Source organism: Streptomyces sp. NPDC002690 (assembly GCF_053592415.1).
Genome location: NZ_JBSFVR010000189.1, coordinates 9,250 through 14,013 on the forward strand (window position 1 = coordinate 9,250; position 4,764 = coordinate 14,013).

The window sequence follows — 4,764 nt, forward strand, 5'->3', positions numbered from 1 at the left end:
CGCCGCCGCCGGAGCCGTCGGATTCTTTGGATTTGGTTTCTTCGGTGGGTTGGGTGGCGGGTTGGGCGGTGGGTGGGGTGGTGGCGGGTGCGGGGGTGAGGGGGGCTTGGGGGGTGGGGGTGGGTGCGAGGGTGGCGCCGGCTTCGACGAGTTTTTCGTGGGTGCCGGTGGCGACGGTGGGTTTGTGGCCGAACCAGAGGGCGATGAAGGTGATGGTGAGGGCGAGGAGTATGCCGAGGAAGGTGGCGAGCCAGCGGGGGAGGAATCCGCGTTGGACGAAGGTTCCGTCGATGGGGAGGGGTGTGGTTCCGGAGCGTTGGACGGTGAGGGTGTAGGGGCGTTGTTCCGTGCTGCCGAACCAGATGATTTTGCGGGGTTTGAGGGTGGTGGTGATGAAGGCGGCGCGGCCGGGTTCTATTTGGGTGTTGCTGGGTCTGAGGTCGTAGGTGAGTTGGTCGCCGTTGTCGGTGCCGTTGAGTGAGGCGGTGAGTTTGGTGTTGCCGAGGTTGTCGATGGCGAGGCGGGGGCGTCCGCGGAATCTGCCTTTGACGGTGGGTGGGACGAGTTCGGCGCGGAGTTCGGTGAAGGGGGTGATGGTGAGGTTGCCCTCGGGGACGGTGGTTGCTTCGGGGTGTTCGGTGGGGGTGATGCGGATGGCGTAGGGGTTGGGGCCCGCGGTGGCGTCGGGGGTGCGTGGGGGTGCGAACGTCAGCTCGACGGTGCCGGTGGTTCCGGGGAAGAGGCGCAGGGTGGGTGGGTCGACGGTGGTCCAGGGTGCGATGTCGCCGACCGCTTCGAAGCGGTACTCGTCGACCACGTCGCCGGTGTTGCGCAGACGCAGGCGCACCGTGGTGCTGCTGCCGGGATCGACCGTGGCCGACGCGGGTTCCAGGGAGGTCCAAAGGCTCACCCGGCCACGCTAGGCCGCGCAGGCGCCCGGGTCATGTGACGTTGGTCGGGAGGCGCCCGCCCGCTCGGTCGCCGTATCCCCGCGGGTCATCCGCGGTTGCCCCCGGGGCTGCCCGAAAGATCCTTACCGGACGGGGTGGAGAGCGGTAGACCTGACGGATCGAAGTCCCGGACCGTCGTATTCTCCGAAGCAGCCGGCTCTTCGCCCCGTCGCGGGGGCCGGGCGGGCCCTGGGCCGGGAGAACGAGGCCGGGCCCCCGGACGCGCACTCGGCGACCGGCTGCCCGCTGTGCCGCGGTGGCGCCCGCGAGTGTCCACCGGCTGCCCTTGAGGGCAGGGAAGAGTGCCCCCGGTCAGGTCCCTGGGGACGTTTCGGCGGTGTTCCCGTGCGGGCGAGAGTAAGGCGGTTCCTGTCTCGTACCCCGAGGAGAGCAGAACATGCCGTCCTATTTGTCGCCCGGCGTCTACGTCGAGGAGGTGGCCAGCGGCTCGCGTCCCATCGAGGGAGTGGGCACGTCGGTCGCCGCCTTCGTGGGGCTCGCGCCGAGCGGTCCGCTGAACGAGCCGACCCTGGTCACCAACTGGAGCCAGTACGTGGCCGCGTTCGGTGAGTTCACCGACGGGTACTACCTGGCTCACTCCGTATACGGCTTCTTCAACAACGGCGGCTCCGCGGCCTACGTGGTCCGCGTGGGCGGTTCCGTCGAGGGTGCTCCCCTCGACGGAGCGAGTGCCCCCGGCCGTGCCGCCGTGAAGGGCTCCGTCGCCCCGGCCGCGCTGGAGGCCGGAGAGTTCCGGCCGCTCGGCGGGTTCTCGGTCGCGGCCATCGCTCCCGGCACCAACGGCGCGCTCAGCGTCGAGGTGACGCTGCCGGAGGACGACGGCCCCGCCGACCGTTTCAAGCTGACGGTCAAGGACGGCGACAAGGCCGTCGAGACCTTCGACGTGTCCGCCAAGAAGGGCGGCCGTACCTACGTCGTCACGCAGGTGAAGGAGCGCTCCAAGCTCATCACCGTCGCCGAGGCCGCGCCCGCCGGACAGCTGGTCCGGCCGGACGCCCAGACGGTGGCACTCGTGGCTCCCGCGTCGGCCGCTCCCGCCGAGTCGGCCGAGGGCGCCTACCCCGGCCCTGCCCGCTACCTGGGTGACTCCGCGGACCGCACCGGCTTCGGTGGCCTGGAGGCCATCGACGAGATCTCCATGGTCGCGGTGCCCGACCTGATGGCCGCCTACCAGCGCGGCGCGATCGACCTGGAGGCCGTCAAGGCGGTCCAGTTGGGCATGATCGCGCACTGCGAGCTGATGGGCGACCGGGTCGCGGTCATCGACCCGCCGCCGGGACTGAATGCCCGTCAGGTGCGGGTGTGGCGGCAGGAGACGGCCGGTTACGACTCCAAGTACGCGGCCCTGTACTACCCGTGGATCAAGTCCTTCGACCCGTCCGCCGGGCAGTCGGTGCTGATCCCGCCGAGCGGTCACATCGCCGGCATCTGGGCCCGCAACGACGCCGAGCGCGGTGTGCACAAGGCGCCCGCCAACGAGGTCGTGCGTGGCGCGGTGGACCTGGAGACCCAGATCACCCGCGGGGAGCAGGACCTGCTCAACCCGATCGGCGTCAACTGCATCCGCGCCTTCCCCGGCCGCGGCATCCGCGTCTGGGGAGCCCGCACGGTCTCCTCGGACCCGGCCTGGCGCTACCTGAACATCCGCCGGTACTTCAACTACCTGGAGGAGTCCATCCTCCTCGGTACCCAGTGGGTGGTGTTCGAGCCGAACGACCACGCCCTGTGGGCGCGTATCCGGCGCAACATCTCGGCGTTCCTGGTCAACGAGTGGCGCAGTGGCGCCCTCTTCGGCCAGCGCCCCGAGGAGGCCTTCTACGTCAAGTGTGACGAGGAGACCAACCCGCCGGAGTCGGTCGACGTCGGCCGGGTGGTGTGCGAGATCGGCATCGCGCCGGTCAAGCCTGCCGAGTTCGTGATCTTCCGACTGGCGCAGTTCTCCAGCGGCAGCGGAGAGCTGGAGGAGTAGCAGGGCTCCCGGGTGGTGTCCGGCGGATCGCCGCCGGACACCACCCGGGCCCCGGGCCGCCTCCATCGCCGTAACGCCGCCACCCCACAGATCTCCTTCACAAGGACAGCGAACACATGAGTCTCCAGCCGGGTGACGCCCTTACCTCACACAATTTCGGCCTGCAGATCGACGGTGTCATGGTCGAGTACCTCGCCGAGGTCAGTGGCATGAGCATCGAGCAGGACGTCATCACCTACCAGCAGAACACCCCGAACGGCCAGAACGTGGTCAAGAACATGCCGGGTGTGAAGAAGAACGGGACGTGCACGGTCATCCGCGGTATGACCCAGTCGGCCTCGTTCACCCAGTGGATCAACGAGTCGATCGCCGGCCAGATGACCACGGCCCGCAAGAACGCCTCCATCATCATGATGGACTTCCAGAACAACCCGGTGAAGCGCTACCACCTGCGCAACGCCTGGTGCAGCAAGATCGACGCGAGCACGGTGAAGGCGGGCGAGGCTTCCGCGCTCACCGAGACGGTGACCATCGTGTTCGAAGAACTGGTCATCGAGTAATGCGCCGTTCGGCCGCCAGGGCCGGTGATTTCGCCCAGGGTCCCGGTGCGGAGACGGAGCAGCCCGCGCCCGTCGTCGCACCGGAGGCGCAGGTCGCGCCCTCCGCACCGGTCCCGCCGCAGCAACAGCAGCAGCAGCAACGGTACGAACTGCGCACCGAGTTCGCGTTCCAGCTGCCGCGTGGCTATGTGGACGACTCCGGCACCGTCCACCGGGACGGGGTGATGCGGCTGTCGACGGCGCGCGACGAACTCGTCCCGCTCCGCGACGTACGCGTCCAGGAGAACCCGGCGTTCCTCTCGGTGGTGCTGCTGGGCCGGGTGATCACCCGGCTCGGCACGCTCCCGATGATGCACGACGGCATCGTGGAGAACATGTTCGCCTCCGACCTCGCCTTCCTGCAGGACTTCTACCGTCAGATCAACGCGGAAGGCCACACCCGCGCTTCGGTGGAATGCCCGCACTGTTCCGAGCCCTTCGAGGTCGAACTCGGCGGGAGCCGCCTGGGGGAATCGTGACGTACGCGAACGACCGGCTGCACGAGGAGATCGCGTACGTCGCCTACCACTTCCACTGGAGCCTGGAGCAGATTCTGGACCTGGAACATCAGGACCGTCGTCGATACACCGATCAGATCGCGTCCTTCGTGACGCGTGCCGGCGTGGAGGGCTGAGCGGTGGGGTTCCTGGAGCGGTTGTGGGCCGGTCGAACGGGCGACACCGGGACGAGCATGGCGGCCGTACCCCCCGAGGGGGCGGCGGAGTCGTCGCGAGGCGGCGCCGACACCGGCCGGGCGGCCGAACCCGCGGGCGTACGCGCTCCGGTCGTCGCCGCCTGGGCCGGACTGCCGCCGATCCAGCGCGCCGTGGCGGGCGGACCGGCGGGAGTCGCGGACTCCGCGTTCGGCAGCCGGCTGCCGACCTGGCAGAACCCGTCGTTCATGGGCACCGCGTCCCACGCGGTACTGGACGGCCGGCTCACTCCGGTACTCGGCACAGCGGCGAACCCGGTGTCGGCCAGGCCCGTACCGGGTCTCGAACACCGGGCGGGGGCACTGCCCTTGGCCGGCAACGACGCCACGGTGCGGCGTGCCCCGGCGGTACCGCTGCGGGCGCTACCGGTGAGTCTCCCGGCGGCCCCCGGCGCGACCGGAGGACCCGCGTCCGCGCGGGGCTCGGCCTGGCCCCCACCGCGTTCAGTCCCAGAAGCCGCAATACGCCCACCATGGTCGTCGACGCGGCGACAGCGGGTTCGAGTACCTCCT

At 69.6% G+C, this 4,764-nt stretch carries 5 protein-coding genes; 4 read left to right on the forward strand and 1 reads right to left on the reverse strand.

Annotated elements, in window-relative coordinates:
* On the reverse strand, nucleotides 1-910 hold a 910-nt coding region (locus tag ACWD3D_RS22440), incomplete at its 3' end, for a COG1470 family protein (RefSeq protein ID WP_451462608.1).
* A gap of 437 nt (nucleotides 911-1,347) precedes the next feature.
* On the opposite strand from ACWD3D_RS22440, the gene ACWD3D_RS22445 reads away from it, so the two are divergent.
* The 4 genes from ACWD3D_RS22445 to ACWD3D_RS22460 all read left to right on the forward strand — a co-directional run bounded on the left by ACWD3D_RS22445 (nucleotide 1,348) and on the right by ACWD3D_RS22460 (nucleotide 4,173).
* Complete coding sequence (locus ACWD3D_RS22445; RefSeq protein ID WP_451462609.1) at nucleotides 1,348-2,940, forward strand: phage tail sheath subtilisin-like domain-containing protein; 1,593 nt, start codon at nucleotides 1,348-1,350, stop codon at nucleotides 2,938-2,940.
* Nucleotides 2,941-3,056: 116 nt separating this feature from the next.
* Entirely contained in the window at nucleotides 3,057-3,500 is a 444-nt protein-coding gene (locus tag ACWD3D_RS22450) for a phage tail protein (RefSeq protein WP_266707264.1), read from the forward strand.
* Nucleotides 3,500-4,018 carry a hypothetical protein gene (locus tag ACWD3D_RS22455; protein ID WP_451462610.1) on the forward strand — a complete coding sequence of 173 codons (519 nt, stop codon included), beginning with the start codon at nucleotides 3,500-3,502 and terminating at the stop codon, nucleotides 4,016-4,018. Before ACWD3D_RS22450 ends, ACWD3D_RS22455 begins: the two co-directional genes overlap by 1 nt.
* On the forward strand, nucleotides 4,015-4,173 hold the full coding sequence (locus tag ACWD3D_RS22460) for a DUF6760 family protein (RefSeq protein ID WP_451462611.1): 159 nt from the start codon (nucleotides 4,015-4,017) through the stop codon (nucleotides 4,171-4,173). Before ACWD3D_RS22455 ends, ACWD3D_RS22460 begins: the two co-directional genes overlap by 4 nt.
* Nucleotides 4,174-4,764: the final 591 nt, after the last annotated feature.

Coding starts and splice junctions, on each gene's coding strand:
- ACWD3D_RS22450 (WP_266707264.1), top strand. CDS start 3,057: ATGAGTCTCCAGCCGGGTGACGCCCTTACCTCACACAATTTCGGCCTG.
- ACWD3D_RS22455 (WP_451462610.1), top strand. CDS start 3,500: ATGCGCCGTTCGGCCGCCAGGGCCGGTGATTTCGCCCAGGGTCCCGGT.
- ACWD3D_RS22445 (WP_451462609.1), top strand. CDS start 1,348: ATGCCGTCCTATTTGTCGCCCGGCGTCTACGTCGAGGAGGTGGCCAGC.